Here is a 26,701-nt window from a genome sequence, read left to right as displayed (position 1 = left end):
TCGATGAATCAGGAACAGATTGTCCGCGATTTTCTGGCGCTCTTTCATACGCAGAAACTGGATGTGACCGCGCTGCGTTCAATGTTGGCGGATGATGCCCGCTACCAACCGGTCGTACCGATAGCCCCCGTCCGACAAGGTGCGGATGCCATTTGCGGCGAAATGGAGCGGCAATATGAGCTCTATGACGAATGCGCCTGCGACATATTGCATGTCGCGGTAACGGGCAGCACCGTGTTCACCGAGCGTGTCGATACCGTGCGCCAGCTTGCCAATGGGCAAAAGACCACCACCAACGTCGTCGGTGTGTTCGATCTGGATGCGCAGGGCAAGATTGTCTGGTGGCGGGAATATTGGGATGCGCTCGATTGTGCGGGGCAGTTGGGCATAGATGACAAGGCGATGCGCGCCATAATGTGCGCGTAAAGGAAATGACAATGCAATATGACGTAGTGGTAATGGGTTCCGGCGCAGCTGGACTGACAGCGGCATTGGTAGCGGCCAAGGCTGGAAACAAAGTCGCGGTGCTGGAAAAGGCATCGCAATTCGGTGGCACAACCGCGATTTCTGGTGGCGGCATCTGGATTCCCAGCAGCCCGCAGGCGGAAGCAGCCGGCATTGATGACAGCAAAGCGGAGGCATTGGCCTACGCGCTCGCTGTGGTCGGCAATCGGGCGGAACGGGCATTGATCGAGGCCTATATCGAAACCGGCCCCGAAATGGTCGAGTGGCTCGATGCGAACAGCAGCGTCAATTTCCTTCTCTCACCGCCCTCAAGCGATTGGTATCCCGAAGTGGCAGGCGCCGCACACGAGGGCCGCCTGCTTGCGCCCACCGAATTTGACGGCAAACAATTGGGCAAGGATTTCAACCGGCTTTCCAGACCGCGTGAAGAATTTAACGCGCCTGGCGGCATGATGATTGACCTGTTTGATCTGCCCTATATCGAACGCCTGCCTGCGCCCGGTGCACTCTGGCATATGGCGAAAATCGCGATCCGCTTCGCTCTCGACAAGAAAAAGCTGGGGCGCGGTTCGCGGCTGACCATGGGCACCGCTCTGGCTGGCCGCCTGTTCCGGTCGGCGCTTGATGCCGGCATTGATCTGTATGAATCAGCGCCCGTCGAAAGCCTGATCCAGACCGACGGCCGGGTGACGGGCGTTCGGGCAACGGTCAACGGCGTTTCGACGGCGATAGGCGCGACCAAGGGCGTGGTCCTCGCATCGGGTGGATTTTCGGCGAATGAGGAAATGCGCAAAGCCTATATTCCCTATGCCGAGAACCATGTGTCGATCCTTCCCTATGACAATACCGGGGACGGCATCAACGCCGCGACCGCATCCGGCGCAGCGATGGGCGCCGAAAACCACGTTAATGCCGTTTGGGCAGTCGTTTCCAAGCGCACCCGCAGCGATGGTTATGTCGAGCGTTTTGCCCATTTGATGGACATGTCCAAACCGGGCTGCATCGCTGTGAACAAAAGCGGGCAGCGCTTTGGCAACGAAGCCAGCGTCCATTTTGTCGAAGCCATGCATGCTACGGGAACAGTGCCAGCCCATATCATCTCCAATGCGAAAAATGTGAAGAAATATGGCCTCGGTCTGGCGTTGCCGGGCGGCGGAAAAATCAAGGAACTGGTTGCATCGGGATATATGAAAACCGGCAAGACCTTGGCCGAGCTTGCGGCACAAATCGGTGTTGATGGCGCGGGACTGGAAGCAACGGTTGCCGAGGTGAATGCCGATGCAGCTTTGGGCCGGGATAGCAAATTTGGCAAAGGCGATACATTGATTGATCAGGAAATCGGCGATCCGAAACATGCACCCAACCCCTGTTTCGGGCCCATGGGTGAAGGCCCCTATTATGCGGTCGAGATTTTTCCGGGGGATGGATCGACGACCGTGGGGGTCAAGATAGATGCCAAATGCAGAGTGATGGGCGAAGACGGGCAGCCTATTCCTGGCCTATGGGCCGCCGGACTGGATGCCAATTCGATCTGGCAGGGTAAATCGCCAGCCCATGGCTGCAACGTCGGACCGGCGATGGTCACGGGCTTTATTGCCGGCAGGAGTATATCGTCATAAAAACGGCAATTGTGACAGGAGCCAGTTCGGGCATCGGATCGGTCGTGGCGCGCGAGTTGGCGCGGAGCGGCTGGCGGGTGATTGCACATGGGCGCAATGCCGGGCGCGCCAAAGTCGCATTAGAGGATATCCGCACCGCTGCACCGGATGCTGAAGTGGAAATGATACTGTCCGACCTGTCGGAAATGGCACAAGTCCGGCAATTTGCAGATGATGTCGCGGCGCGCACCGAGATGATTGATCTGCTCATCAACAATGCCGGATTCACACCTGCGCAACGGGTGGAAACGGTTGACGGCCTGGAACAATGTTTCGCCGCCAATCATTTGGCGCCGTTCCTTTTGACCCATCAGCTGTTGCCCTTGCTCAAAGCTGCCGGACCGGGCGCACAGATCATCAACACCGCCTCGGTTGCTCACAAATTCATCAAGGATATGAAATGGGAGGATTTGCAACAAGTCGAGCATTTCAAGGCCAGCGATGCCTATACCCAATCGAAACTGGCCAATATTCTTTTCACCCGGGCGCTGGCACCACGCCTTCAGGCCGATGGCATCCGGGTCAATGCCGTTCACCCCGGACTGGTGCAGACCAATTTCGACAGCGATGGTGGTATCGTGGTGAAGCTGATGTATCTGTTCGGAAAGCCGTTTTCCCTGAGCCCGGAACAGGGTGCCGATACGATATTGTGGCTTGCAAAAGGAGGCGCGCCGGAATCCACCGGACAGTATTTCGCCAAACGCAGGCTCGCCAGCCTAACTTCCGCCGCGCAAAGCAAGGAAGGGGCTGCGAGACTTTGGAAGATCAGCGAGGAGCTGCTCGCCGGACTGGATATGTTAGCGGGGCACGGCAAGCCCCAGGTCGCTTGAATTGATCGTTCGCCGTACAAGCATTGTTCATGTCGGCGAGAAGATTTCTATGGACAACAGTCCGTTATGCCGCTCCCTTCAACCTTGCCGGCGCTTTGCCTCCGCAACCATTTTGAACAGGCCTTCGTTATAAGCTGTCAATTTCTCCATCGGCAGGTTCCGATAGGGTGTCATGGGACATAGAGAGTCGACAACATCCCAGAACGGTTCGATTTTTTCGAGCACTTCCTCGACCGGGCCGCATTTGACAAAAGCTTCAACCACTTCGTCACTGACATTGTCAATCACGCTCGAAGGGTCACCGTGCTCTTCCGCCGAAAGCTGGCAGGAACGGGCAAGATCGCCAAATCCCAGCGCGTCAAAAAAGGGTTCATATTCCTTGTAGCCGATATAGCCGGCAACTGTCGCGCGGCTGTCATCAATCGCCTGTTGCTTGTCGTCGTTAATGGCGATCCAGGGCCAGGCATTGACTTCCACATCTTCGCGCTTGCGGCCAAAGCGGGCCAGTTCAGCCTCGATAAACGGCTTTTTCTGAGCGGTATAGTCAACCGTCCACAGTGCATGGACCATCAGACCATCGGCAATTTCCAGCGCCATACTGGTCAACTTGTCCTTGAGTGCGGCGATCCAGATCGGTATTTCTTCACGGACCGGCGGTGCCGTCAGCATCATTTCGGTCCATTGCAAATCATAATATTCGCCCTTGATCGGCTCCATCCCTTTATGCGCGTTGGCGTTGACGTAGCGCACAATCTTCACAACTTCGCGAAGGTGGGTAAGCAGCTTGCGGTGCGGTTCGCCATAAATGCCTTCCAGCGCGCTGTGCAGCGAGGTACCGAGTCCAAGGACGAAGCGTCCCTGGCTGATCGTGTCGAGCTCCATCGCGGCGAAGGCTGTTTCTGTGGGGCTGCGAGTACCCGCAACCGCAATACCGGTAGAAACTTTGAGCGATTCAGTCATTGCCGCCACTGCGGCCATGGGCACGAAAGGCGGGCCATAAATCTGAAGGGAAAAGCAACCTTCAAAGCCGGCCTGTTCCATCTGTTTCGCGATCCCGCCCATCACCGGGGCAGGGAGGATGGGCATAACGCCCCACCAGCGGCGTTCACCGCCAACGGCGTTGGTCAATTTGCTCATGCTTTTTGATATCCAATAATTTCACTGCAATCGGCGCTGACATTGTCACGATATTCAAAGTCGCCCCGGGCCTGTCTTTCGGCAAGCGCCAGCATCAGCACGCGATATTTCTGGCCCGCTTCATCCAGTGGCGAATGCAGGTCCTTGCGCGTCTCGGGCCGCATGTAGCGCGGGCTTTGCGGCGAAGTCATATAGCTGTCCTGACGTGAAACCTTGTAACTCGCCTTGGGCATTATGTAGCGGAACGGATTGCGTTTCTTCACGTTCGAAGTGTTCATCGCATAGTCAAGCCGGGTGCGATCGCGCGTTTCGGGCACGCAGGGGTGGAACAACTGGACATTGTCTCCCGGGCTGAACCGGCCATAGGCAATTGCCGCATGGCTGCGCAGATAGATGCGAATGACCTGACGGACTTGCTGGACATCGTCCCGCACGCCGCCGAATATTTTCATGATCGGTGCGACGGATTTGTTCACACAGGTCCGGACCATTGTGATGGTCTCGCTATCGTGGAACACCTCGACCGTTTCCTTGTCCATCTTCTCGTCGCCCACGACATCGGCGTGCAGGAAATCGGCATGGGTGAGATCGATCAGATTCTCGAGGCTCAGCGGAGCACAGCAATCGAACCGGACGGTGCCCAGCATATGATGGGGCAAGCCCCCGTCTTCGGGCAGATAGGGCAGGCTCGGTATATGTTCGGGCGCGGCATTGGCCGGATTTCCGAACCAGCCCCAGACGTAGCCATATTTCTCGATAACCGGATAGCGACCGGAGGGATCTGAATAGTCGCTTTTGGATGCGGTGACAGCCTCCGCCGGGTGAAATTCCGATGCGATCACCTGATCGCCTTCACGCCAGAGAAAATAGGGATGTGAATAGACCGCGCGTCTGATCGGCTTATTGGTCACCGCAAAACTATGTGCCAACGGGAACCATGCATCCTTGAGCACAATGTCATGGGGTACCCAGGAATTAACCTTGGCGGCAAATTCCCTCGGGTCCGCGCTGATGGGATCTCCATCGTCATGAACTTGTGGTGTGTCTTGAATATCTAGCATGGTCAGTTCCTCAGATCATACGAAACTGCGGTCAGGCCGCAGCATCCTGCCGCACGGTTCGTCCAGCGATTTCCTGCCGCAGTTCTGCCGCATGGATCGACGCCGAAGGCTTCAACTCTCGCAATGCCGCTCCATCAACATGCGAATAGACTTGCAAGGGAGCCCCAAGACCCATTGCTTTCGCCATCAGTCCGGGACGCCTTGATTCGAGCTTTGCGCGCCAGCGGACCTGCGTAACCCCTCTTGCGGCAGGGACGGGGGCAAGGATTGCACGCAGCAAGGGATGGAACTGGTCGTCGCGCAGCAGCAGCTCACTTTCACCCGATGCCGGATCGGTCGAAATTTTCAACGTAACCGGAAAATCCGACGAAAATGGTGCTGGCCAGTGCGGCGACGCCCATTGGCACGACCGTTCCAGCACCAGACGTCCATCCTGCTCGGACAATTCCGTCATCAGATAGGTTGTGAAGCGTACGCCACGAATGTTGATCAACAGGGCCGGATCGTCGAACAGTGCATTGATATAATGTTCATGGCCCAGGGCAATATTCTCACTACCCGACAGCGGCAGAGTTTCATCCCGTGGAGCCGGTGGCCGGGCTTTGGGGTCGAGGCAGACGTGAACAAACCCGCCGCTTTCAGACACGCCAAAGGGCTGGGCACGATAGAGTTTCGGAAATTTCTGCTGGCTTTTGAGATTGGGAATATCTTCGAGGTGGCCGGTGGCACCGTCATAGGTCCAGCCATGATAGCCGCACTGGATCATGCCGTTGCCGAGCACGCAACCCAGCGAGAGCGGCGCACGGCGATGGGGACAACGATCCTCCAGCGCACGGACAGCTCCGGTATTATCGCGCCACAGCACAACGGGCTGATCGCCTATATCGACATTGACAGGCTTGTCCTTGCTTATTTCTTCAGAGCGGGCAACCGCCCACCAAACTGGTTCCGTCATATGCGACTCATAACCTTCCAATCCTGCAACCTGACAATAAAATTGACAGGTGACAATTTAATTGTCAAGTTGGTTCTATGAGCTTGTCCGAAAATTCTCCAGTCGCGAAACCTGCCGCAAGAGGCCAGTCGCGCCGGAACGGTGAAAGAAAACGGGGGCGTCCCCGAGCCGATACCAAAGCCTCAATTGATGAGGCCCGGTTGCTGCGTGTCGCTTTCTCGATGTTCGCGGCGCATGGATATGAAGCCTCGACGATGCGAGCGATGGCCCGCGAACTCGACGTCAGCCACAATCTTCTCAACGTTCGCTTCGGTCGCAAATCGGATTTATGGAAGGCTGCCGTCGATTGGCGACTGGCCGAGGCGGCGCGTATCGTTGAACAGGCTTTCACAGAAAGTGAAAAGCCGGAAGACCGGCTTCGTGATCTTATCCATCGTTTCTGTCAATGGGCGATCATCAACTCGGACATCGTTGCGATCAGTTACCAGGAGGGACAACAGGACAGCTGGCGGCTGGAATATCTGCTCAAGCAATTTATCCTGCCGTTTCAGAAACGCCTGCAGCAATTAATTGCCGATGTCGCTTCGAAGAGGCAATTGACACCGATAGGATCGGGGGCGTTGCTGGCGCTTCTGGTCCATGGTGTCGGCTCCTATTTTGCGCTCAGGCCGTTGCAGGAAAAATTGCTGCCCGATCAAACTCCCGTCGCAGGATCATCTATTGATCGGGAGGCGGATATCATGGCCGAATTTCTGTTGATGGGGCTCTTTGCTGGCCAGTAGGAGCAATAGCTCACAACAGGGCAAATACGCTTCCAATCATTCCAAGAGACCTTCGCCACATTACCGATAGAACAGGTCGGCGATACGCTGTCGATAACCGGCGGCCTTGTCCGGTTCGATACCGAATTGCGGCACAACCGGGGTGAATGAATCGGCGAATTCGGTGCGCTCGGCAACCTGGGCCCGGACATCGTCGGCGGAACCCAATATTGTAATCGCGGTGACCATTTCGTCGGGACAGGATTTGGCCATCGCGGTATAGTCCTGAACTGCGAAACCGGCCTGTATCGCCCTGGCTTCCTTTCCAAATCCAATGGCTTCGAAATAGCGAAGATATTGGGGGGACTGGGTATAGAAAGCGATATTGGCGCGCGCATCGTCTATTGCCTCCGCGCGGTTGTCATTGATGACCGTGAACATCATCAGGTTGAGATCCAGTTCCGACCGTTGCCGTCCTGCTGCGTCAAGGCCGAGCTGCAGATGCGGGCGGACTGTGTTGCGGACCCAGTCGGTGGTCCAGAGCGGATGGCCAAGCAAGCCGTCGGCGATCATGCCCGCCTGTTCGCACGCTTTTTCAAATATGGCGGGCAGATAGATCGGGATAGCGGATCGCCGCGCCGGGCGGACCAGGCGGAAGTGGGATAGATCAAGCGTTGTATACTCACCTTCGAGCCGCCCCAGTTCGCCACTATGGCCATTGGCTATCACCGCCCGCACTTGCCCGACAACTTCTCTCATATGGGCTAACGGCTTGCCATAGGTCATGCCGAAACTGCCTTCGATCTGGCTTTGGGCGCTGGAGCCGAGTCCGAGCACCGTTCGCCCGTCACTGATATGATCGAGATCGATCGCGCTGCATGCCGTCTCGAGCGGGCTGCGTGAAAAGGCCAGCGCAATACCGGTGCCCAGCTTGATTCTTTTGGTGACCGCTGCCGCAGCAGCCAATGTGGTAAAGGGCGCGCCGAATATCTGCGGTGCCCAGACGCCTTCCACGCCAGCGGCTTCAAGACTCTGGACCAGTGGTACGAGTTCCTCGGCAGGCAGTACCGGCAGTTCGGCCCAGATCGGCTTGTCCGCCGCGATCATCCGAAGCCTTTGGCGGTATCAAAATAATCACGCCATGCGATGATTTTTGAACCGTCCATTTCGAACACGCCCATGAGCTTGATCGAAACAATCTGCTTGCCGTCCCTGTCGTAAAAATTGTCGGTGCGTTCGGTAAGCACGACATTGTCGCGGGCAGAGGCGTGATGGACAATCACTTCGCCGCTTTCAATCGGGAGCAATTTTGCGAACTCGTCCATGAACATTTTAGCCTCCGCAAAACCGGTGGTTTTGGACATGCCGACATTTTCCCAGACGGTTTGGTCGGTAAAACGCTTTTCCATGGACGAGAGCATATCGGCCAGCGTCGGCTTCCATTCGTCAAAAAAGGAGAGAACTTCGGCAAGCGGATCGCGCACGATCAATCTTCTTCGGCAATGGTCACGGTAATGCCATCGAGGTCTGCCGTCATTTCAATCTGGCAGGACAAACGCGAATTTGCGTCCCGATGATCCGAACCATCGAGCAGATCGCTCTCGTCTTCGGTCATTTCCGGCAGCTTGCCGGCAAAGGCAGGATCGACATGAACATGACAGGTCGCACAGGAACAGCAGCCGCCGCAGAGGGCAAGCAATTCGTCAAATCCTTCATCACGAATGACTTCCATCAGCGATACGCCCTCGGCGGCCTCGACAGCTTTACTGGTTCCAGAACGGTCAATCACATTAATTGTTGGCATTTTTCACTCCATTATCTTTCATTTGACTTCTTTTTCGACCGGGAAACGGTCGAAGTAAAATTCGAAATCCTTGCGAATATCGTCGGCGGTCAATCCAAAATCGCGCTCCAGATTGAACATCACCCGACCCTTCACGCCGGGGTCATTGTCCGCATGATATTGGTGCATGGTCGCCAAAACATCCGAATCGAGCGGCAGTCCGGCTTTCGCGTAAATCTCGTGCAATATGCTGTCAGGATCTTTGATCCATTGGTGGAAATAGACGTCCACCGTCTGTTCTGCCGGCAGGCAGTCATGATCGCGAACGCAGCGCTCCAACATGGTCTTGTAACGCTCGATCCAATATCCTTTCGGCTCTTCGGGGTTACTCTTGGTGCGAAGGATGCGCGAGGCATATAGCCACATGGAAAGCGTTGACCGGATTGAGCCGACGGGATCGCGGTGCGTGATGACATAGGTCGCATCGGGGAAGCTCTTACGCAAAACTGGTAGCTGTTCCATGTGCTGCGGGCATTTGATGACCCAGCGGTTTGGCCCTTTCAGGAAGGTCAGGACCTGCAATCCTTTTTTCAGATAGGCGTAGGTGCCAGATTGATCATGACTGAGATAATAGTCGCGCCATTTGGGAACCAGCGCCATCCATTCGAGCAGATAGGATGAGAAATCGAGCGCCTGAAGTTCGATATCTTCGCTGATATGATCAGGCGAAAATTCGTGCATATATTTGAACAGGGGCATCAGCGCATCCTGCTGTTCCCAGCCCGCTTGCGCCCTTGTCCAGCGAGGGTTGGGATCGTCCGCCGTGGGTGTATCGGCTTCGGTCGGAACCGGGGCTGTCGCCTCCCACCAGGGGAGGGATCGCAGCCTCGTGTCAGCGGAGAGCAACCCCAGCAGATGCGTGGTGCCCGACCGCGGTGGCCCGGCAACGATAATCGGACGATCAATTTCAATGGCGAGGATTTCCGGATGGCGCTTGCAGATATCTTCGACCCTCAGCCGGTCTGCGGCATAACGCACGAACATGGTCCACAATGCGGCGTGACTGACCGGTGACAGGAATTTGTCTTCGCGAACGCACTCGCACCACAGGTCGAGCCGTTCGACAAAATCCATTGCGCCGAAGTCGCTCAGACCTGTTTGTCCCGCTGCCGCGGCCAGTATCGCGTCCGAGGAAAAGTCGAAGCTTGCCATCGCAGCGCCCTCGAGCGCGGCACTCTGCTGCTCGGTCAATATCGGCGCGAGCATATCGTCAATTTCGAATATTTGCCCTTTGGTCGCGGAACGCACCATTGGTCTGGCTCCATTTTCGCCTGTTTCTCTCACTGTGTCTAGAAGAGCAGAATTTCAAACCTTGCCCTACCGAAAGATATGGGGGGCAGCTCTTTGAAGGGCGTAGCTAGAAGATCGAAAAAATATCCATGGAGAAGATTGTAACGTGACCAGGCCTGAAAACCTGTTTGATTTGTCCGGCAAGGTGGCGCTGGTAACAGGAGCCAATTCGGGGCTTGGCTTCGGATTCGCCGAAGGCTTGGCGCGGGCAGGCAGCGATCTCATTCTCTGGGGTCGGCGGACCGATGCCAATGAGCAGGCAGCGGAAAAACTGAAATCTCTGGGCGTGAAGGTTCATACAGACACTGTGGATGTGACGGATGAAGCTACCATTGTTGCAGGGGTTGCTTCTGCGATTTCCGTCATGGGCAAGATTGATACGGTCGTGGCCAATGCCGGGATCGCTTCCCAAAAACCGTTTATTGAAATGGACCCCGAAACCTATCACAATCTGATCAATGTCAACCAGCACGGCGTGGTCTTCACCCTTCGTGAAGTTGCCAGACATATGGTTGAACGAGGAGCAGGTGGCTCGATGATCGTTTGCGGCAGCGGGTCAATTTTTCAGGGCGTACCGACCATGACTCATTATGGCGCCGCCAAAGGAGCGCTCGCCGCTCTGGCAAAGGGGATTGCCGCCGAGCTCGGTCCCCATGGCATCCGCTGCAACGTGATTGCGCCGGGTTTCATCATCACCGAAATGACGATGGCTGACCCGGAGGTCGGCAAGTTAATCGTGGACTCGGTCGCCGCTAAAGCACCGCTTGGGCGGGCAGGAAATCCGGACGACCTCTGGGGGGCTGCCATTTATCTCGCAAGCGATCTATCCCGCTACCACACCGGCGACACGTTGATCATCGACGGTGGCAAGATCAGCAGCAACTAGGAGGAGAGGCGGTGTTTCCACATATGAATGCCCGGCATAGCCAGAACGCTTATGTAACCAATGACCTCGATCAGGCGCTTGCCATCTGGCGGGACCGGTTTGACGTGCCGTCTTTCCATGTCTTTACCAATGATGGGCCAGGTCTTGAAGCCTCGCATCCCTATCGACTCAAAATTGCGCTGGCCAATGTCGGCGGGACCGAGATAGAATTGATCGAACCCCTCGACGGGAATGCCATGTACAGCGATCCTCTGCCGAAGGACGGCAGCTTTGCAATGTGTTTCCATCATGCCTGTCTTCGGATATCGGGGCCGCTGGCCAATTTCGAAGCGCATCTGGCTTCGATTGACCCGGAGAAACATCCGGTTGTCTATCGTGGCGGCATGGCCGACCTTATGCGCTTTGCCTATACCGACGAGCGGGCCACCCTGGGCCACTATATCGAACATGTCTGGTTTGATGCGGGATTTTACGCGCAAATGTCAGATGCCATTCCCGTATATCCGGACAGTTAAATGCCTGAGTCGATCACCCATCTGAATTTTCGCGATCTGGGCGGCCTCCCGACCAGTCAAGGGGTGACAGCTGCCGGGAAACTGTTCCGCAGCGAAGGACCGCGTAATTTCACCCCGACGCAGATCGAGGAATTGCGGTCATTTCAAATCCGGACCATCATTGATCTTCGTTCCGGGCAAGAGCGGGAAGAAGTGCCTCACCAGTGGCATCAGCCAACTTGCCGATGGCTCGGCCTGGAAGTGGACGCGGACCTGCGCGTTTTTGGCGACGAAGGACGAGAGCGATTAAACCAGGGAACCGATCCCGCGATCGCCATCGAGACGATGAAGGATGCCTATCGATCCATTCCCGGGTCGCTTGCCCCTCATTGGCCAGTGATTGCGGAAGCGCTGGTTGCCGATCATGTGCCGGCTTTGATCAACTGCACGGCCGGCAAAGACCGCACCGGGGTTGCTGTTGCTTTTCTTCTGGAATCCGTGGGGGTGTCCCGCGAGCATATTTTGCAGGATTACCTGAAATCAAGTGTGTTCGGCGAAAATATGGTGCGGGCTGGCACTATCGAAGCCGGTTTCATCAACAGTTATGGCTTCCTGCCGAGCCCGGGCCAAATCGATGCGCTCGTCGGCGTACGCGCCGAATATCTGGAAGCCGCCTGGTCCGAGGTCGACAAACGATGGAACGGTCTGGACAACTATTTTGCGGATGCTGGTATGGACAGAAATATGCGCGAGGCCATTGGTGACATGCTGGTCGAATGAAATTGATAAAGTTAACGAAGGGATTTTTATAATGAAAACAGGTGGTGTGATCGGACTGGGCGGAATTGGCGGCGGTGTTGCGCAATGCCTGCAGCGCTCTGGCCAACTGGCGGCCGTATATGATGTACGCCCCGAGGCGGCTGAACAGATACCGGGCGGGCCTGCGGTATCGGCCAATCCGCGCGAATTGGCCAAGGCATCCGATTGCGTGTTGATAGCCGTTCTGAACGGCGAGCAGACGATTGCAGTGCTGTCCGGGCCGGAGGGCGTGCTGGCAGCGGACAAGCCCGGACAGACGGTGATCCTGTTGTCGACCATTTCGATGACAGATCTTGCCACTGCGCAAAAATTATGCGCCGATGCCGGTGTGACATTGATTGATTGCGGTGTCACCAACGGCCCGAAATCAGCCGAGAATGGACTGATCTGTCTGGCGGGTGGCAGCGAAGCCGACTTGGCGGCGGCAAAGCCAATTTTTGACGGATTTGCCGGTTCGGTGATCCATATGGGTGGCCCGGGCACGGGCATGGCAGCCAAGATTGCCCGCAATACGACTTATTTCGGTTGTATCAGAGCGGGATATGAAGGCGCGGTTATCGCCCGCAATTACGGTGTCGATCTTGAGCAGTTGCAGATGGCATTGGCTGGCGATCCCAATGCGGGAGGAGGGCTGGAAGGCGCACTTGCAATGGCCTTGCGACCCGATGCGGAAGGCAATGAGCAGGAAACCGGCATCCGCAATTATTTCATGAACTTGATGGTCAAGGACCTGGAAGTGGCCATCGAGGAGGCCGCGAAATTCGGCGCTCGCTTGCCAATGGTTGAAATGATCCGTGACAATGCGCTGTCCACATCGGGCCTGGAATATCCAATGGGACAGCCGCTTTAGTAATTTTATATATAAAGGACTGAATGATGAACGACGAACAGTGGAAAAAAGGACTGGACGTATTCGATGCGGTTTACGGACCGGGCACTTCTGAAATGGTCAAGCCGTACAAGGAAACACCCTTTAATCAGGAAATTGTCGGCAATCAGTTTGCCAATACGTGGGGCAACGAAGCCTTTTCCATTCGAGAAAAGCGGCTGATGGTGCTGGGTGCAACCGCGATGCTGGGACGGCAGGATCTGGTCGAGATTCAGATGACCGGCGCACTGGTGAACGAGGAATTCACCGACGAACAGCTGGAACAAATTCCACTCTTTTTGCTTTTCTATGCCGGCGCCGGCAACACAACTGCGGTATTTCGCGGTATCGAGGCCGCGAAAGCGCGCGTAGCCGAAATGAAGAAGGCAGAATAGGGGTGCGCGAGCTCGTCAGGCAACCACTCGATAGCGAGGTTTTTGCAGCCAGATATGGGCCGTGGGCCGTGATTGCAGGCGCTTCGGAAGGCACCGGCGAATGCTATGCCCGTGAATTGGCTGCGATGGGGATCAATCTGGTCCTCGTCTCCCGCCGCCTCCCGGCGCTGAAGGCATTGGGGGAAAAACTCAAGGCCACTCACGGCATAGAATATCGCGCCATAGCGCAAGACCTGACCGAGCAAGGCGCTGGTTTGCGTATCGTCGAAGCAGCAGATGGGCTTGATGTGGGACTGTATATATCCAATGCGGGTGCCGACGGTTTTGCCAATTTTTTTGAAGACAGCACCGATCCTGCCCACCGATTGGTACGGATGAACATCTCCACGCTGATCGACGCTTCCAATGGTTTCGGCAAGGCGTTTCTCGCGCGAGGGAAGGGCGGGATCGTCGTTATGGCATCGGGCGCGGGGCTGGGCGGTCAACCCAATCTTGCCATGTATTCTGCCACCAAGGCGTTCGAAATTAATTTCGCGGAATCCTTGTGGGCCGAATATCATGAACGCGGGATTGATGTGATTGCGATAGCCGCACCGATCATGCGCACACCGATGCTGTTGCGTACCGTACCGGAAGGCTTTGATGTGTCCGATGTCTATGACCCGGCTGATGTCACCCACAATGCGCTGGCCGGCTTGCTGGCGGGCGAACCCCTTCAGATCGTGCCGGACGGTCCGGGCCAGGAAAAGCAGCCGCAGGTGCAGGCGGACCGCAAGGACCGGCTTGTCGGCTTTGTCGAATTCAACAAGAGTTTTACCGGAGGATAATGGCGATGAACAGGCTGGACGGAAAGATCGCGATTGTCACCGGCGGCGGCGGCGGCATAGGTTCCGCCGTCGCGCACCGGTTTGTTGCCGAAGGGGCAAAGGTCGCAATTGCCGATCTGTTCGAAGACAGTGCCCGCGCCGCTGCCGAACCGCTGGGTGACGCCGCATTGGCAGTGCAGTTTGATGCAGGAGATCCGGCTTCGATAGAAGCAATGATAGCGGCGACGGTTGCCCATTTCGGCGGGCTGGACATATTGCACAATAACGCAGCCATGACCGACCCTGCCAAGCACCCGCTGGACAGCACGGCGGTCGACATCCCGATCGAAATCTGGGACGAGATTATTGACATAAACCTGCGCGGCTACTTGCTGGGCTGCAAATATGCCATTCCGCATATGATTGCCCGCGGTGGCGGGGCGATCATCAATACCGCATCGAATAGCGGGACAGCGGGTGATTTGGCTCGCATTGCCTACGGCACTTCCAAGGGTGGCATCATCACTCTGTCCAAATATATTGCCACCCAATATGGCAAGCAGAATATTCGCTGCAATTCGGTTGCCCCGGGGGTGGTTCTGACCGAAGCGCTGGAGGCCACGGCGCCGGGTCTGAAGGAAATCATCCAGCGCCATATATTGACGCCCGAGTTCGGTACACCGGATGATATTGCGGCTTTGGTGGCTTTTCTGGCATCGGATGAAAGCCGCTATATTACGGGCGAGAATATCTCGATTTCCGGCGGAGGGCTTTCGCACCAGCCGCACTATGCCGATTTGCTGGCATTGATGGAGGAGCATCTGTCATGAGCGAGCCGCTGACCGTCGCAGGATTGGAAACGGCAGCACGCGAGGCAACCAGCCTAGATGATTTCGGACCGGACACGGGATGGCGCGAAGGTTTTGAACGGCTTGTCGCATCGGTAGAGGCGATGCAGCCGAATGACCAGTTGCGGCATCTCGCTACCCACAATATTGTTGGCCAGCTTTCAACGCGCCTGCACTTTGTTGACGATGACAAGCAGCACCCTGAAATTGCCGAGCAGGATATTGGCGAGCCGCTAATCGTGATCGGCTTGCCGCGCACCGGCACCACGATCTGCTATGATCTGCTCTGCCTCGATCCGGAGGCCCGCGCACCGCGTGAGTGGGAATGGTATATCCCATGGCCCCCGCCGGAAGCAGCAAGTTTCGACAGTGACCCGCGTATTGCCCAAGTCACCGCCATGTATGACAATTGGCTGGAACATGCCCCGCAATTGCTGGACATTCAGCGCTTCGACTGCACCCAGGCGGGCGAATGTAATCACGGCATGCAATATCATTTTGCCAGCACCAATTTTCCGGCCGAACTTGGCGTTCCCGACTATGCCGAATGGCTGCGTGGCAGCGAAGCGCCGGGGCAATATATTTCCCACAAGCGCATGCTGCAGAATTTCCAGTGGAAAGGACCAAAGGGTCGCTGGACATTGAAATCGCCGCAGCATCTGTTCGATTTGCCAGCGCTGCTGGAGGCTTATCCCGGCGCGATGCTGGTGTGGACGCACCGCGATCCAGCGCTAACATTCTCATCGTTGTCGAGCATGATTGCCGGTTTTCTTGCGGCCTTTGGCGGTGACAAGGACAAGGCTGCGATCGGGCGCGATGTGGTCGAAACATGGATGGCCGGCATGAACCGGGCGCTTGTTGCAAGGAACGACCCGGCGATTGAAGAACGGATAATTGACCTCGCGCATAAGGATGTGGTCGCCGATCCAAGGGGTGCGATCCAGCGTATCTACGACAGGTTCGGCCTGGATTTCTTGGACGAGCATAAAACACGGATCGACAGATTTCTGGCCGAAAACCCCGCCGCCAAACGGCTGGGAAAACACAAGCATTCACCCGAACAATACGGCATCGACATAAACGAAGTGCGCGGGCGGATGTCCGATTATTATGAACGTTTCGGCCATTTGCTCGGCAAGCCTGATACAGGAGCAAAATCATGAGTGTCCTTGATCGTTTCCGGCTCGACGGCCGGACCGCAATCCTGACGGGCGTTGGTCCCGGCGTGGGTGAACATGTCGCCAAAGCCTATGCCGAACTGGGAGCAAATGTGGTTATTTCGGCGCGCTCGCAGGACCGTCTTGATCGGATCGCAGCAGAAATTAACGCTGCAGCTGGGGGCAGGGCGCTCGCAGTGGCGACGGATGCCGGTGAGAAAGCTGATCTTGAAAATCTTGTCCGCAAAGCACGCGAAGCCTTTGGGCCAATCCATATTGTCTTCAACAATGCTGCTGCGGGCGTCGTCTATGCCCATGATGGCGGGCTGTGGGCAAACACAGATGAAGTCTGGAAAACCGCGATGGACGTGAATGTTCTGGGAACCTGGCGTCTCGCGGAACTGACCGCCAAGGATATGGAGGCGCATGGCAATGGCGTAATCATTTCGGTGCAGAGCTGCGGCGGTTTTACACCCGTTCCGCCTGCCGTTGCCTATGGCGTGAGCAAGGCCGCGCTGGCTTTCCTGACCCGTTCGCTTGCCAAGGCTCTCGCTCCCCATACCCGGGTCAACGCGTTGTGCGTCGGATCGATGAGTCCGGACGGGCTGGAGGCGGAAATCCACAAGGGGCTCGGCCTTGCAGAACGCAATGCGATCAAGCGTTTCGGTGCCGCGGATGAAGCCGTGGGTGCCGCGATACTGCTCGCCAGCGATGCTTCCAGCTACACCACGGGTAGCACGATATTTGTCGAGGGCGGCCGGGTCGGTACGATATCATGACCAATCCGCTCTATACTCAGGATCAGGAAAGCGCTGAAAAGCTTGCGCTGCGTCTGATCGAGCGGGCGGATATCCGCGCCGCGCGGGAGCAGGCTCGGAAAGCCATGCTCGAGGATCCCGCGGCGGCGAGTGCGGATGGCAATCTGGGACTGGACCATGCGCTTGACCAATGGGTTCTGGCGCTGGCAATGCGCGAGGCGAATGGCGACACGGCCGATCCCCGCGTGGTCTGGAATGTATCTAATCCCCCGCGAAACTGGTTCGGTCATGTCTATCATGGCGCTGCGGTCGCGGTGGACAATCCCGACAACTTCAACCGGGAAATTCCGGTCGACGGCTCGGGGAATTATGAGATTGATTTGCGCTTCTCCAAAAACCCGCCGCAATTCAGCATAGTGATTGAAATGGAGCCGGACCATCATGCTGGGCTGGGCCGCAATATCGGAGCGTTGACCTTGCAGGATTTGCTCCCGCACTGCGATAGGGAAGGTCGGGTGACGGTCACGGCTGGGCCAGGCGCAGGCGGTCCGTTGCACCTCAAATCGGAACCGGGCCGGATTCAAATTTATACACGAGACAGTCAGGCGGATTGGGACCAGCTGCCCGCCGAGGTGCGTGTCAGGCGGCTCGATCCACCCTCCGGAAGGCGGCCACGAACCGAGGACGAGATTGCCGCCACTATCACCGCCGACATGCCAGCCTGGGTCCGCTTCTGGCGCGGATTCAAGGACGATTTTCTAGGCTTTCCCGAGCCCAACAAGCTTGTCGGGCCCAATGGCCGTGATGGCAATTGGGGATATCTGGCAGGAGGGCGTTTCGCACTGGCTGACGACGAGGCGGTGCTGGTAACGCTGGATCCGGTGGGCAGCTATTATACGGGTTTCCAGATTACCGATCCCTGGACCATCGCGCCTGATCCCATGCTCCGGCTTGCCAGCCTCAACAAGGCGCAGGTCACACCCAATGCCGATGGTAGCGTGACCTATGCGATAGCGCTCGCTGATCCGGGTATTGCCAACTGGATTGATACATGCGGACTCCACGAAGGCTGGATGCTCACGCGCTGGCAGGGTGTGCCCGCGGGGTCGGCCATAGACCAGATGATCCGCGATGTGCGACTTGTGAAATTCGATGATATTCCGGCGGATGTTCCGCGCATTGATCTGGCAGGCCGCCGAGCGCAAATTGCTGCGCGAGCGCAGTCATTCGCCCAGCGGACAAGCAAGCAAGGGTGGAGCGATGCAACCTGAAGGATCGGTTATTGAACTATGCCATGTGGTCGAAGATTTTGACGCGGCAGTTGATCATTGGACCCGCGATCTGGGCGCAGGACCTTTTTTCGTGTTCGATGTGCCCGTGCTGCCGGGACAGCTTTATTACGGCGAACCAACCGAAGTCGCGCTGAAAGTCGGCTTTGGTTTTTCGGGTGGCCAATTGATCGAACTGCTCGCCCAGACCAATGATGGCAAATCACCCTTTATCGACTTTCTGGCCGATCGCGGACCGGGGCTGCATCATGTCATGCCGCGGACCGATTTTGAAACCGGCCATGCGCGCTTGAGCCGGGCGGGTTTTCCCGTCGCCTATAGCGGGCAGATGCCCTCGGGCGAACGCTTTTGCCTGTTCGATACATATGCCGCCAATGGCTATTATATCGAATTGATGGAGATGTCGGACGCCATCCAGGGGTCGCTGGCGCTGATGGAAAAAGCCCATGCCAAATGGGATGGCGTGACCGACCCCGTGCGCGGCATGGATCGTCTGGCAGAACTGGCTGGCTAGAGCTTTCCGCTCCCCATCGCGGCAAACATTTTCTGGAAATCGGCATAGCTGGGCTGATGCGCGGTTACGCCACCGTCGATCGGGATCGCCGCGCCGGTGATGAATTTGCTTTCATCGCTGGCCAGGAAGGCAACCAGATTGGCAATATCCTCGGGCTGGCCCAGTTCCGGCGTCAGATGGTGGGACAGCAAAATCTCCTTCACCATATCGGGCGTCGATTCAACCGCCATCCGGGTCAGCACAAAACCGATGACCATGCAGTTGGAGCGCACATTCTGTTTGCCATATTGCGTCGCGATCATCCGGTTCAGCTGGATCAGGGCGGCCTTTGAAGAGCCGTAAGCGGTCAGCGTGGCTTCACCCTGTACACCGAAACCCGAAGCGCTGTTGATAATCGAACCGCCGCCCGCCGCGATCATGTGCGGAACGACATATTTTGTCATCAGCATTGCGCCGCGAACATTGACCGCCATCGCCTTATCCCATGCCGCAACATCAAGGTTCACGACATCGAGGTCGGCCTGGCGTTGCGCATCATTCTGGATCGCCGCGTTATTGTGCAATATGTCGATTTGGCCGAAACGGTCCGCCACTGTTTCGCACAGGGACCTGACTGCCGCTTCATCGGTCAGATCGACTTTATAGGCAGCCGAACCCTCAATTTGCCCGGATGCCGCTTCTGCGCCCGCCAGATCAATATCGGCAAGCACGACGATCGCACCGTCATCGGCAAGCCGTTTCGCCGATGCCATGCCGATGCCGCCAGCCGCTCCGGTAACCAATGCTATTTTGCCCTCGAGTCGTCTTGTCATGTGTAAATCCTTTCACTCCGGCTGATCGCAATTTCGAGCGAATGAGGTGACCTGCCGATTGGAAGGTCCCAGCTTGACGGCTGTGATTAACGCCTGCAATTGAATCAGGGGAGGGGTTAAATGCAAAACACCATAATATCGATGCCGACAATGCCCGCACCCGAGCCGGCAGGAACGATTTTTCTCGTCGGTACAACCATTATCATGTCGGCAATATTGCTGTGGTGGGCCTTTGGTGGGGAGCGCAAACGCCGCGGCTGGATATTGCCGCTGGTGTTCGCCGGAACTGCCTTGTCGGCGGTGATGATTGAACCGATTTATGACAATACGCTGCTCTACTGGTATCCCGACGAAAATAGCCTCGCCTTTTTCCGTGGTTTTGAGCGGACAATCCCCTGGTATGTACCGCTCGGCTATGCATGGTTTTTTGGCGGAACCGCCTATCTTGTCTGGCGGGTGATTGAATCGGGTGTTTCGGCAGGACGAATCTGGCAATTGTTTTTTGCCACCGCCTTTGTCGACTGGCTTGCCGTGTCGATCTGTGAATGGATGGAATTGAGCGCGTTCTACGGCAACCAGCCATTCCATGTCTTCGGATCACCTGTCTGGTTCTCCTTCTGCGACGCTACCGGCGGGTTTGTACTTGGCGCGGCTCTCGCAGTGTTTTTACCCTATCTGGAGGGACCCAGGCGCCTCTGGCTCCTGATCCTGCCGAGCTTCACCTATGCTTCGACTCTGGGATCGACGACGGCTCCCGTATCACTGGCGCTCAACTCGGCCTGGTCAACGCCGCTGACCTGGGCGGCCGGGGCCGCAACCATGATCCTGTGCATGATCGCCATTCATGTCATCGCGCAGATGGCGGCGCTGCGAGCGGGTTCAAACGCCTGATGCGATTTTCCGGTCGAGAGTGGTGGTTCATTATACTGCTCGGGACGATTTACGCGTTTAATTTTATCGACCGGATGATCATCGCGGTTGTCGGGGAACCGATCAGGCAGGAATTTGGTCTTAGCGATTTTCAACTCGGAATCATGGGCGGTGCCGCCTTTGCATTATTCTATGGCGGGATCGGCATTCCGATCGCGCGGCTGGCCGAAAGGATCAGCCGAGTGGGAATTATTGCGGCCGCGACCGCCCTGTGGTCCGCGATGACGATGCTGTCGGGGGCGGCAATGGGCTATGCTCAGCTGCTGCTCGCACGCATGGGGGTCGGCATCGGAGAAGCGGGCTTTACGCCGCCGGTCGTATCGCTGATCGCTGACCGCTTCGAACCGGAAAAACGGGCTACCGTATTTTCGATGATCGCGGTCGGTGTGTCTGTCGGTGGTGCTATTGGCGCACTGGGCGGAGGCTGGATAGCGCAGGAGCATGGCTGGAGAATGGCCTTTCTGGTGATGGGTGCTCCGGGGTTGCTGCTGGCCCTTCTGCTCTGGCTCACAATCCGCGAACCGGAGCGACGCAACGCCGGCGACAGAGCACCGCCCTTCGCTCAAGTCATCCGCACGGTTTGGCATTCGCGCGCTTTTCTTAGCTTCACCATCGGTAGCGGGATGGTTGCGCTGGTCGGTTTCGGGCTGAACATATTCCTCATTCCGTTGTTGATCCGGCGCTTCGATTTTGCGGTAGGCGAAGCGGCGCTCACCTTTGCGCTGGCCTTCAGTCTTGCCACCGCTTCGGGAGGGGTTGTCGGTGGGATGCTCGCCGACCGTTTCGCAAGCCATTGCCACCGTCGCTATGGCCTATTGCCGATTATCTCCACATCGCTGGCCCTGCCGCTTTATCTCGCTGCAATCTATCAGGATGACTGGCGCTTGCTGGCTGGCCTGATCTTTGCCGCGACTTTTTGCCTCTATGCATTTCTGCCGACAATCATGACGGTGACACAGCGTTTGGTGGAGCCAAGAATGCGGGCTACTGCCGCTGCGATCCACGCTTTCGGGCAAACCTGCTTCGGTCTGGGTATCGGTTCGGCTTTCCTGGGGTTCATGAGCGATTGGCTGGCACAAGTAAATTACGGGCGCGCCTATGTCAGGGAATGCCTCGTTGCCGGGGACACGGCCATTAGCGCGGCATGCAGCACCGCGGCGGGTACGGGCCTGCAACAGGCCTTGCTGTTACTTGGACTTTTCCTACTGCTCGCAATTTATTGCTATTGGCGAGCCGCGCGGTCGATCGCCGGGGAAATTGCTGCAATGGAGGAGACGGCTGAATGAGCGATATATATGATGCGTCGATCGTCAGGGCGGGCCAAACGGCATGGCGGCTAAGCTATCTGCAAAAGCTGTGACACAGCTTGCCGTCATCACGGGGGCCGCTGGTGGCATGGGTTCGGCCATCGCAAGGTTGCTTGGCCGCACCCAGCGCCTGATATTGACCGATGTCAACGAAGCGGGCCTGGAAGAATTGCTTTCTGCATTGTCCAGAGAAGGCTTTCAGGCCGAGGGGCTTGCGGGCGCTCTCGACGATCCGTCGCTGGCCGAGGCGTTGGCAGAGCGCTGTGCACAGACAGGCATCATCCGGTCTGTCGTCAATGCAGCCGGCTTGTCACCCGCGCAGGCGGACTGGCAATCGATAATCCGGGCCAACAGCATCGGCCCTGTGCGCCTGCTCGATGCGCTGGAACCTTTCCTAGGGCCTGGCGCAGCCTGCGTGATGATAGCGTCTGTCGCAGGCCATCTCGGGCCTCAGGATTCGACAATCGAGTCATTGCTTGACGATCCTCTGCAGCCCGCACTTTTCGCAGCGCTGGAGCCACGACTGGCGGCGCTGGCCGGGACGCTCGGTGGCAAGATGGAGAGCCATGCCTATTCATTTTCCAAGCGCGCGATCATACGCCTTTGTGAGCAACGAGCGCTGGACTGGGGCACAAAAGGCGCCCGGATAATATCGCTGTCGCCCGGTGTCATCGCAACTTCGATGGGCCGGAAGGAAGCAGCAAGCGGAGACCGGGCCCAGGCCATGATCGATGCAACGCCGGCCCGACGCTGGGGTAGGGCTGAGGACATTGCGGCGGCGGCGGAGTTTCTGCTCTCGGATGCAGCCAGCTATATTACCGGCTGCGATTTGAGAGTCGACGGCGGCGCGGTTGCCGCGATGCGTGGCCGGGCATTCTAGCTGGTTCGATCGATCCAGTCATTGAGGTCCGCCCAATGTTTGCGGCGTGTGCCTGCGAAATTCTGGCAGTGGGCAGCATCGTTTACGATCTGCAATTCAACCGCTGGAGACGCGCTGTAATAGGCCAGTTCCTTTTCGGGGGCGGGGCTCGTATCTATTTCGCTTTGCACGACAAGCACTGGCACGGTGATACGAGCGGCGGCTTCGTGCACGATACCTGAAGTTAGCGCATCCCGGCCCAAAGTGGCAGGTGTTGACGATGCATGAGCCTCGTCTGCTGCGATCAGATCTGGTGGCACATCGGGCCAGTAGAAGAGTTTGCGCATCGGTGCGCGCACTGTCGGGAGATAACCACTGGGGATGATGTCCGCCTGAAGGCTTGCGACATCGGTGTCGCCCAGCACCATTGGTTCATTCGCCCATCCCAGCACGGCGACACGGTCAAATGCAGGATGGTTTGCCGCCTGCGCAATCATCATCATTCCGCCCATCGAATGGCCCATGCCCGTCACGCTGACGGGTCGGTCCAGCTTTGCAGTCACCTGGGCCAGAGCGGCGGCATGGGCGGCGGCGACAATGGCTCCGCTGAGCAGGCTTTCCGGTTCCGGCTTGCTGCTTTCCCCCATTCCCAGCATATCGATGGCCAGGACCGCCTTGCCATGGTCCGTGAACCAGCGCGCAAAACTGTAGCTTTCATCAGCGAAGGGGGGGTCCCAGTAAAGTCGCTGGTATCCGCCGCCATGAACGGCGAAAACAAACTGCAGCTTACCATCAGGCATATCGTCCGGCAGGTGCAAGGTGGCCGCTATTTCTACCGTTTGCTCCAAACCGGTCATGGAGGTGACATCCAGCCGCATGTCAGTCGATTGCATTATACGCCGCTCCTTCTTGAAACGGGCAGTCTGGACGGCTGCGCTGCTGTCTCACCTGTCGGTGGACGGGTTTGCCAAATCCGATGCGGCTAAAAAAGGGACGGGATCGGGTAGATGGAGGTCTGATATGGCGAATGACGGGCTTGAGTGGGAAAAGCTGGTAGACGGGTTGCGTCCGCTGGGCGAAGCGATGCGCAAACGCGTTCCCGAGCGCTTGCGACATGATCCTCAGGTCATGGCCGAATCCATGCGCTTGCTGCTTGCCGGCCTGTCCCGCGCCAGCAGCGATGCAATGGTCGGGGACCGGCGCCATCCGATGTTCGTGCCGGAACTCAATATCGCCCAGAATATCTTTCAGCCCAACGCCGATACGATTTACAAATCCTGCCTCATCGAGAAGGGTGGATCCTATCTGCTGCGAGGTGACCGCGGGACCGTTCGGATGGTCATCCTGGCACAAATGGGTCCGGATACATTGCGCACCGGCAAACATCATCCGCTATTGGGACAGATTGATTTTGACGATCTGGCGACAGGGGAAGACGGGTCTTTCGAAGTCGTGATCTCGCCGGTACGCCCGTCTGGCTATGAAGGAGACTGGTTTCGGCTCGAGCCGGATTGCGAAAAACTCATGGTCCGGATTGTCGCTTGCGACTGGGGCGTCGAGCGCGAGCCGCGGTTCGGCATAGCGCGGTTGGATGTCGAAGCAGCAAAAGGCCGACCTGCGGCCGCACAGCTGCATGAAGCATTTGCCGAAATGCCGGGCATCACCTCCGTCTGCGCGCTGGCCTTTCCCACCCATGTCGAAGAACTTCGCGACGAAGGCTATATCAACCGGTTCAAGATATTCGATGTCTCCCAAATGTCGGGTCTGGCAGGGCAATTCTATTATGAATGCGCCTATGAACTGGCAGAGGACGAGGCGCTGATCAGCGAAGTCAATGTGCCGGACAGCTACAAATATTGGTCGATCATCCTGACCAATGATCTCTACGAGACCACGGACTGGTACAATAACCAGTCCAGCCTCAACGACATGCAGGGGCTGGTCGATGAAGATGGCGTATTTCGAACCGTCATTTCAGCGCGAGATCCCGGTGTCCATAACTGGCTCGATATTTCCGGCTATCCGACTGGCGCCATTCAGGGGCGATGGTTCGAAGCGAGCGAAAAACCGATGCCTACCTTAAGAAAGGTCCAACTGGCCGATATTCTGGAGCATTTGCCTGAATCAACCAGACGTGTCAGTCCGCAGCAACGCGCCATTGCGCTGCGCAACCGCAGGCTGTCGGCGCAAATGCGTATTATCTGGTAGGCAGACAAAATTTAGATTCGGAGAATGATAATGGCTTCCGCACCGACCCAAGAACTCCCGGCTCATGTTCCAGCGGACAAGGCCGTTTGGCTCGATTTTTTTTCACGCTCAAATGTCGATGTCTGCCCGCAGGAGACGATGATCCCGGAAATTCACCGCACGCTTGGGCCTATTACCTGGTGCAGCAACATTTTTCCCGGAGACCATGGCGGCTGGTTGTTGACCAAGGTTGACGACATGCATGCGGTCTTGCGGGATCCCGACAATTACACGAAAAATGGCATGGGTAAATTTGCCCAGTCGATCGGCGAGGACTGGTTGGTGATCCCTACCGAAACCGATCCGCCGATCCATGGTGAATATCGCAAGGCGCTCAATCCTTTTTTTGCGCCACAGAAAATCGCAAAGATGCGTGATGAACTGCATGACCGCGCCATCCGGCAAATCGAGGAATTCAAAGACCGCGGACATTGCGAATTTGTCGAGGATTTCTCTTCGAAATTCCCGATCTATATCGTGCTTGACCTGCTCGGTTTGCCGCAGGAACGGATGGGGGAATTTCTGCAGTGGGAGAAGGATATTTTCCACACCAATGACTTTGAGCTACGCACCAGCTCAATTCGCAAGGTGGTCGACTATCTCAAAGAGATGATCGCGGATCGCCGTGCCAATCCAGGTGATGACTATGTGAGCGGGATTTTCGACTATGAGGTCGAAGGGCGCAAATGGAATGACAAGGAAGTATTTGGCCATTGCTTCAACCTGTTCATTGGCGGTCTGGATACGGTGACGTCGATGCTCGGCAATATCTTTACCTATCTTGCCAAGAACCCTGACAAACAGCAGGAACTGCGCGACGATCCGAAAAAAATCGTTCTGGCGGTCGAAGAATTCCTGCGTGCTTTCGCACCGGTCAGCGTGTTCCGGATCGCGGCCAAGGAAATCGAGATTCACGGACAGAAGATCATGCCGGGCGACTATGTCGGTATTTCCACAGCGATCGCCGGCTATGATCCGGATTATTATGACAATCCCGAAGAAATTCGCTTTGATCGCAAGGCACCGCATATTTCTCTCGGTTTCGGTATCCACAAATGTCTGGGGATGCATCTGGCACGGATGGAAATGCATACGGCTCTGGAACAATGGCTCAAACTTGTCCCGCCCTTCCGCGTCGCCGACGGCTTTCAGATTCAGTATCATGCGGGCAATATCCTGCACGTGCCCAGGCTGGAACTGCAATGGGACGTCTGATTTGTAACCGGTCTGACGTTCAGACCGGATGCATATCCACGTGGAAGCGTGACAGGCGCAAGGCGGCTATTTTCCAGATGCCATCTTCTAGCCGGTAGCTTTCGTGATATTGTCCATAGCCGGTGATCGAGGCAATCCCCTCGATCGGTGATTTGCCTTCTTGCCAGACAACCCGGTCCTGCATCGCCCAAGTGCCATGGGCCTTATCCGGTCCATCCAGCATGATTTCCGGCGTATGGACCTGATGGCTCGTCGCCGCATGATCGACTGCGAAACGGACTTGCGCCACAATGGCTTCGACACCGGTTACCGGAGGGTTTCCGGTATCTTCCTGCACATCCATTGTCGCATCGGCCGTGAACAGCGAAGTAAATCCGTCCCAGTCCTTGGTATCGAGGAAGCGGCAGTAGCGCGCCTTCACCGCGCGAATATCTTCAATGGCCTGTAAGTTTTGTAATGCATCCATATTTCGCACTCCTGTAACAGCTTTCTGCCTT

30 protein-coding genes are annotated in these 26,701 nt (G+C 56.9%); 20 read left to right on the top strand and 10 right to left on the bottom strand.

The features are described from left to right. Positions 1-3: 3 nt before the first annotated feature. From ACN0WX_RS11050 to ACN0WX_RS11040, 3 genes are read left to right on the top strand one after another with little or no spacing between them, the layout of a single operon-like run. On the top strand, positions 4-426 hold the full coding sequence (locus tag ACN0WX_RS11050; RefSeq protein WP_417622365.1) for a limonene-1,2-epoxide hydrolase family protein: 423 nt from the start codon (positions 4-6) through the stop codon (positions 424-426). A gap of 11 nt (positions 427-437) precedes the next feature. Then, positions 438-2,084, top strand: coding sequence for an FAD-dependent oxidoreductase (locus ACN0WX_RS11045; RefSeq protein ID WP_417622364.1), 1,647 nt, complete (start codon positions 438-440; stop codon positions 2,082-2,084). An 11-nt stretch (positions 2,085-2,095) separates the two neighbouring features. Then, complete coding sequence (locus ACN0WX_RS11040; protein WP_417622363.1) at positions 2,096-2,953, top strand: SDR family NAD(P)-dependent oxidoreductase; 858 nt, start codon at positions 2,096-2,098, stop codon at positions 2,951-2,953. A 78-nt stretch (positions 2,954-3,031) separates the two neighbouring features. Here ACN0WX_RS11040 and ACN0WX_RS11035 read toward each other — a convergent pair whose 3' ends face one another. From ACN0WX_RS11035 to ACN0WX_RS11025, 3 genes are read right to left on the bottom strand one after another with little or no spacing between them, the layout of a single operon-like run. After that, a complete protein-coding gene (locus ACN0WX_RS11035) occupies positions 3,032-4,090 on the bottom strand; it encodes an LLM class flavin-dependent oxidoreductase (RefSeq protein WP_417622362.1) in 1,059 nt (352 codons plus the stop codon). Beyond that, positions 4,087-5,151 carry an oxygenase gene (locus ACN0WX_RS11030; protein WP_417622361.1) on the bottom strand — a complete coding sequence of 355 codons (1,065 nt, stop codon included), beginning with the start codon at positions 5,149-5,151 and terminating at the stop codon, positions 4,087-4,089. Before ACN0WX_RS11030 ends, ACN0WX_RS11035 begins: the two co-directional genes overlap by 4 nt. Before the next feature lie 31 nt (positions 5,152-5,182). After that, the gene (locus ACN0WX_RS11025; RefSeq protein ID WP_417622360.1) at positions 5,183-6,106 is read right to left on the bottom strand and encodes a Rieske 2Fe-2S domain-containing protein; all 924 of its coding nucleotides are present in this window, start codon (positions 6,104-6,106) and stop codon (positions 5,183-5,185) included. A gap of 77 nt (positions 6,107-6,183) precedes the next feature. Between ACN0WX_RS11025 and ACN0WX_RS11020 the strand changes: the two genes are divergently transcribed. Beyond that, positions 6,184-6,888 carry a TetR/AcrR family transcriptional regulator gene (locus ACN0WX_RS11020; protein WP_417622359.1) on the top strand — a complete coding sequence of 235 codons (705 nt, stop codon included), beginning with the start codon at positions 6,184-6,186 and terminating at the stop codon, positions 6,886-6,888. Positions 6,889-6,948: 60 nt separating this feature from the next. Here ACN0WX_RS11020 and ACN0WX_RS11015 read toward each other — a convergent pair whose 3' ends face one another. The 4 genes from ACN0WX_RS11015 to ACN0WX_RS11000 are packed head-to-tail and all read right to left on the bottom strand — an operon-like array spanning position 6,949 to position 9,961. Beyond that, the gene (locus ACN0WX_RS11015) at positions 6,949-7,974 is read right to left on the bottom strand and encodes an LLM class flavin-dependent oxidoreductase (RefSeq protein WP_417622358.1); all 1,026 of its coding nucleotides are present in this window, start codon (positions 7,972-7,974) and stop codon (positions 6,949-6,951) included. After that, entirely contained in the window at positions 7,971-8,351 is a 381-nt protein-coding gene (locus ACN0WX_RS11010; protein ID WP_417622357.1) for a limonene-1,2-epoxide hydrolase family protein, read from the bottom strand. The genes ACN0WX_RS11015 and ACN0WX_RS11010 overlap by 4 nt, the downstream gene beginning before the upstream one ends. A gap of 2 nt (positions 8,352-8,353) precedes the next feature. After that, complete coding sequence (locus ACN0WX_RS11005; RefSeq protein WP_417622356.1) at positions 8,354-8,671, bottom strand: 2Fe-2S iron-sulfur cluster-binding protein; 318 nt, start codon at positions 8,669-8,671, stop codon at positions 8,354-8,356. Between the two features lie 18 nt (positions 8,672-8,689). Continuing rightward, entirely contained in the window at positions 8,690-9,961 is a 1,272-nt protein-coding gene (locus tag ACN0WX_RS11000) for a sulfotransferase family protein (protein WP_417622355.1), read from the bottom strand. Positions 9,962-10,106: 145 nt separating this feature from the next. Here ACN0WX_RS11000 and ACN0WX_RS10995 point away from each other — a divergent pair, with 145 nt between their 5' ends. From ACN0WX_RS10995 to ACN0WX_RS10945, 11 genes are read left to right on the top strand one after another with little or no spacing between them, the layout of a single operon-like run. Continuing rightward, complete coding sequence (locus ACN0WX_RS10995) at positions 10,107-10,886, top strand: SDR family NAD(P)-dependent oxidoreductase (protein ID WP_417622354.1); 780 nt, start codon at positions 10,107-10,109, stop codon at positions 10,884-10,886. 11 nt (positions 10,887-10,897) lie between these two features. Beyond that, positions 10,898-11,401, top strand: coding sequence for a VOC family protein (locus ACN0WX_RS10990; RefSeq protein ID WP_417622353.1), 504 nt, complete (start codon positions 10,898-10,900; stop codon positions 11,399-11,401). Beyond that, positions 11,402-12,160 carry a tyrosine-protein phosphatase gene (locus ACN0WX_RS10985; RefSeq protein ID WP_417622352.1) on the top strand — a complete coding sequence of 253 codons (759 nt, stop codon included), beginning with the start codon at positions 11,402-11,404 and terminating at the stop codon, positions 12,158-12,160. Positions 12,161-12,191: 31 nt separating this feature from the next. Next, positions 12,192-13,049: an NAD(P)-dependent oxidoreductase gene (locus ACN0WX_RS10980; protein ID WP_417622351.1), complete on the top strand. Its 858-nt coding sequence runs from the start codon at positions 12,192-12,194 to the stop codon at positions 13,047-13,049. Between the two features lie 26 nt (positions 13,050-13,075). Next, a complete protein-coding gene (locus ACN0WX_RS10975) occupies positions 13,076-13,462 on the top strand; it encodes a carboxymuconolactone decarboxylase family protein (protein ID WP_417622350.1) in 387 nt (128 codons plus the stop codon). Positions 13,463-13,464: 2 nt separating this feature from the next. Beyond that, a complete protein-coding gene (locus ACN0WX_RS10970) occupies positions 13,465-14,289 on the top strand; it encodes an SDR family NAD(P)-dependent oxidoreductase (protein ID WP_417622349.1) in 825 nt (274 codons plus the stop codon). Between the two features lie 5 nt (positions 14,290-14,294). Then, positions 14,295-15,098, top strand: a complete 804-nt coding sequence (locus ACN0WX_RS10965) for an SDR family NAD(P)-dependent oxidoreductase (protein ID WP_417622348.1) — start codon at positions 14,295-14,297, stop codon at positions 15,096-15,098. Further along, positions 15,095-16,279, top strand: coding sequence for a sulfotransferase family protein (locus tag ACN0WX_RS10960; RefSeq protein ID WP_417622347.1), 1,185 nt, complete (start codon positions 15,095-15,097; stop codon positions 16,277-16,279). The genes ACN0WX_RS10965 and ACN0WX_RS10960 overlap by 4 nt, the downstream gene beginning before the upstream one ends. Beyond that, positions 16,276-17,052 carry an SDR family NAD(P)-dependent oxidoreductase gene (locus ACN0WX_RS10955; protein WP_417622346.1) on the top strand — a complete coding sequence of 259 codons (777 nt, stop codon included), beginning with the start codon at positions 16,276-16,278 and terminating at the stop codon, positions 17,050-17,052. The genes ACN0WX_RS10960 and ACN0WX_RS10955 overlap by 4 nt, the downstream gene beginning before the upstream one ends. Then, the gene (locus ACN0WX_RS10950) at positions 17,049-18,302 is read left to right on the top strand and encodes a hypothetical protein (protein WP_417622345.1); all 1,254 of its coding nucleotides are present in this window, start codon (positions 17,049-17,051) and stop codon (positions 18,300-18,302) included. Before ACN0WX_RS10955 ends, ACN0WX_RS10950 begins: the two co-directional genes overlap by 4 nt. After that, positions 18,292-18,834 (top strand): VOC family protein, encoded by a 543-nt coding sequence (locus ACN0WX_RS10945; RefSeq protein WP_417622344.1) that lies wholly within the window; start codon positions 18,292-18,294, stop codon positions 18,832-18,834. Before ACN0WX_RS10950 ends, ACN0WX_RS10945 begins: the two co-directional genes overlap by 11 nt. Here the strand turns inward: ACN0WX_RS10945 and ACN0WX_RS10940 are convergent. After that, positions 18,831-19,646 carry an SDR family NAD(P)-dependent oxidoreductase gene (locus ACN0WX_RS10940; RefSeq protein WP_417622343.1) on the bottom strand — a complete coding sequence of 272 codons (816 nt, stop codon included), beginning with the start codon at positions 19,644-19,646 and terminating at the stop codon, positions 18,831-18,833. The two genes, ACN0WX_RS10945 and ACN0WX_RS10940, sit on opposite strands and share 4 nt — an antisense overlap. A gap of 120 nt (positions 19,647-19,766) precedes the next feature. Between ACN0WX_RS10940 and ACN0WX_RS10935 the strand changes: the two genes are divergently transcribed. From ACN0WX_RS10935 to ACN0WX_RS10925, 3 genes are read left to right on the top strand one after another with little or no spacing between them, the layout of a single operon-like run. After that, on the top strand, positions 19,767-20,537 hold the full coding sequence (locus tag ACN0WX_RS10935) for a hypothetical protein (protein ID WP_417622342.1): 771 nt from the start codon (positions 19,767-19,769) through the stop codon (positions 20,535-20,537). Further along, a complete protein-coding gene (locus ACN0WX_RS10930) occupies positions 20,537-21,862 on the top strand; it encodes a spinster family MFS transporter (protein WP_417622341.1) in 1,326 nt (441 codons plus the stop codon). Before ACN0WX_RS10935 ends, ACN0WX_RS10930 begins: the two co-directional genes overlap by 1 nt. Before the next feature lie 43 nt (positions 21,863-21,905). Beyond that, positions 21,906-22,763, top strand: coding sequence for an SDR family oxidoreductase (locus ACN0WX_RS10925; RefSeq protein WP_417622340.1), 858 nt, complete (start codon positions 21,906-21,908; stop codon positions 22,761-22,763). Here ACN0WX_RS10925 and ACN0WX_RS10920 read toward each other — a convergent pair. Beyond that, positions 22,760-23,635 carry an alpha/beta hydrolase gene (locus ACN0WX_RS10920; protein ID WP_417622339.1) on the bottom strand — a complete coding sequence of 292 codons (876 nt, stop codon included), beginning with the start codon at positions 23,633-23,635 and terminating at the stop codon, positions 22,760-22,762. The genes ACN0WX_RS10925 and ACN0WX_RS10920 overlap by 4 nt on opposite strands. A gap of 127 nt (positions 23,636-23,762) precedes the next feature. Between ACN0WX_RS10920 and ACN0WX_RS10915 the strand changes: the two genes are divergently transcribed. Both ACN0WX_RS10915 and ACN0WX_RS10910 read left to right on the top strand, forming a co-directional pair. Continuing rightward, positions 23,763-24,950, top strand: a complete 1,188-nt coding sequence (locus ACN0WX_RS10915) for a DUF1214 domain-containing protein (RefSeq protein ID WP_417622338.1) — start codon at positions 23,763-23,765, stop codon at positions 24,948-24,950. A 30-nt stretch (positions 24,951-24,980) separates the two neighbouring features. Continuing rightward, positions 24,981-26,204, top strand: a complete 1,224-nt coding sequence (locus ACN0WX_RS10910) for a cytochrome P450 (protein WP_417622337.1) — start codon at positions 24,981-24,983, stop codon at positions 26,202-26,204. Between the two features lie 19 nt (positions 26,205-26,223). Here the strand turns inward: ACN0WX_RS10910 and ACN0WX_RS10905 are convergent, their stop codons facing one another. Then, entirely contained in the window at positions 26,224-26,670 is a 447-nt protein-coding gene (locus ACN0WX_RS10905; protein ID WP_417622336.1) for a nuclear transport factor 2 family protein, read from the bottom strand. Between the last annotated feature and the right edge of the window lie 31 nt (positions 26,671-26,701).

It is taken from the genome of Parasphingorhabdus sp., from assembly GCF_048269915.1.
GTDB lineage: Bacteria > Pseudomonadota > Alphaproteobacteria > Sphingomonadales > Sphingomonadaceae > Parasphingorhabdus.
Note: the sequence above shows the minus strand (reverse complement) of the source record. Positions and strands in the feature narration are given on the sequence as shown.

What these genes read in the sequence shown, in the direction of transcription:
- ACN0WX_RS11050 (WP_417622365.1), top strand. Translation starts at nt 4, where the DNA reads ATGAATCAGGAACAGATTGTCCGCGATTTTCTGGCGCTCTTTCATACG.
- ACN0WX_RS11045 (WP_417622364.1), top strand. Translation starts at nt 438, where the DNA reads ATGCAATATGACGTAGTGGTAATGGGTTCCGGCGCAGCTGGACTGACA.
- ACN0WX_RS11035 (WP_417622362.1), bottom strand. Translation starts at nt 4,090, where the DNA reads ATGAGCAAATTGACCAACGCCGTTGGCGGTGAACGCCGCTGGTGGGGC.
- ACN0WX_RS11030 (WP_417622361.1), bottom strand. Translation starts at nt 5,151, where the DNA reads ATGCTAGATATTCAAGACACACCACAAGTTCATGACGATGGAGATCCC.
- ACN0WX_RS11025 (WP_417622360.1), bottom strand. Translation starts at nt 6,106, where the DNA reads ATGACGGAACCAGTTTGGTGGGCGGTTGCCCGCTCTGAAGAAATAAGC.
- ACN0WX_RS11020 (WP_417622359.1), top strand. Translation starts at nt 6,184, where the DNA reads ATGAGCTTGTCCGAAAATTCTCCAGTCGCGAAACCTGCCGCAAGAGGC.
- ACN0WX_RS11015 (WP_417622358.1), bottom strand. Translation starts at nt 7,974, where the DNA reads ATGATCGCGGCGGACAAGCCGATCTGGGCCGAACTGCCGGTACTGCCT.
- ACN0WX_RS11005 (WP_417622356.1), bottom strand. Translation starts at nt 8,671, where the DNA reads ATGCCAACAATTAATGTGATTGACCGTTCTGGAACCAGTAAAGCTGTC.
- ACN0WX_RS11000 (WP_417622355.1), bottom strand. Translation starts at nt 9,961, where the DNA reads ATGGTGCGTTCCGCGACCAAAGGGCAAATATTCGAAATTGACGATATG.
- ACN0WX_RS10985 (WP_417622352.1), top strand. Translation starts at nt 11,402, where the DNA reads ATGCCTGAGTCGATCACCCATCTGAATTTTCGCGATCTGGGCGGCCTC.
- ACN0WX_RS10980 (WP_417622351.1), top strand. Translation starts at nt 12,192, where the DNA reads ATGAAAACAGGTGGTGTGATCGGACTGGGCGGAATTGGCGGCGGTGTT.
- ACN0WX_RS10975 (WP_417622350.1), top strand. Translation starts at nt 13,076, where the DNA reads ATGAACGACGAACAGTGGAAAAAAGGACTGGACGTATTCGATGCGGTT.
- ACN0WX_RS10965 (WP_417622348.1), top strand. Translation starts at nt 14,295, where the DNA reads ATGAACAGGCTGGACGGAAAGATCGCGATTGTCACCGGCGGCGGCGGC.
- ACN0WX_RS10960 (WP_417622347.1), top strand. Translation starts at nt 15,095, where the DNA reads ATGAGCGAGCCGCTGACCGTCGCAGGATTGGAAACGGCAGCACGCGAG.
- ACN0WX_RS10955 (WP_417622346.1), top strand. Translation starts at nt 16,276, where the DNA reads ATGAGTGTCCTTGATCGTTTCCGGCTCGACGGCCGGACCGCAATCCTG.
- ACN0WX_RS10950 (WP_417622345.1), top strand. Translation starts at nt 17,049, where the DNA reads ATGACCAATCCGCTCTATACTCAGGATCAGGAAAGCGCTGAAAAGCTT.
- ACN0WX_RS10945 (WP_417622344.1), top strand. Translation starts at nt 18,292, where the DNA reads ATGCAACCTGAAGGATCGGTTATTGAACTATGCCATGTGGTCGAAGAT.
- ACN0WX_RS10940 (WP_417622343.1), bottom strand. Translation starts at nt 19,646, where the DNA reads ATGACAAGACGACTCGAGGGCAAAATAGCATTGGTTACCGGAGCGGCT.
- ACN0WX_RS10935 (WP_417622342.1), top strand. Translation starts at nt 19,767, where the DNA reads ATGCAAAACACCATAATATCGATGCCGACAATGCCCGCACCCGAGCCG.
- ACN0WX_RS10930 (WP_417622341.1), top strand. Translation starts at nt 20,537, where the DNA reads ATGCGATTTTCCGGTCGAGAGTGGTGGTTCATTATACTGCTCGGGACG.
- ACN0WX_RS10925 (WP_417622340.1), top strand. Translation starts at nt 21,906, where the DNA reads ATGGCGGCTAAGCTATCTGCAAAAGCTGTGACACAGCTTGCCGTCATC.
- ACN0WX_RS10920 (WP_417622339.1), bottom strand. Translation starts at nt 23,635, where the DNA reads ATGCAATCGACTGACATGCGGCTGGATGTCACCTCCATGACCGGTTTG.
- ACN0WX_RS10915 (WP_417622338.1), top strand. Translation starts at nt 23,763, where the DNA reads ATGGCGAATGACGGGCTTGAGTGGGAAAAGCTGGTAGACGGGTTGCGT.
- ACN0WX_RS10910 (WP_417622337.1), top strand. Translation starts at nt 24,981, where the DNA reads ATGGCTTCCGCACCGACCCAAGAACTCCCGGCTCATGTTCCAGCGGAC.
- ACN0WX_RS10905 (WP_417622336.1), bottom strand. Translation starts at nt 26,670, where the DNA reads ATGGATGCATTACAAAACTTACAGGCCATTGAAGATATTCGCGCGGTG.